The following is a 214-nucleotide window of genomic DNA, read 5'->3' as shown; positions in this document are numbered from 1 at the left end:
GTTGGGTCAAGATCTTCTTCAGCATCGGTGTCGTTGGCCACCACGTCTACCACGACAGTCTCACCAGAGTCACCAGTGTCTGCATCGTTCTGTGCCACTGGGGCGGTTTGTGGGTAGTCGATGGTGACCGTGGCTTCGTTCGATACCAAACCGTTGATGTCTTCAACGCTATAGCTGATTGGGGTTGGGTCTGCGGTAAAGCCATCTTCTGGGG

At 54.7% G+C, this 214-nt stretch carries 1 protein-coding gene; it reads right to left on the bottom strand.

All coding sequences use genetic code 11. From position 1 onward, the window contains the following. Positions 1–214: hypothetical protein (locus NJD71_RS13905; RefSeq protein WP_319052472.1), on the bottom strand; the 214-nt coding region annotated here is incomplete at both ends.

The sequence above is a fragment of the Psychrobacter sp. PP-21 genome (assembly GCF_033790785.1).
Taxonomy (GTDB): domain Bacteria; phylum Pseudomonadota; class Gammaproteobacteria; order Pseudomonadales; family Moraxellaceae; genus Psychrobacter.
This window is presented reverse-complemented; position numbering and strand designations above follow the sequence as displayed.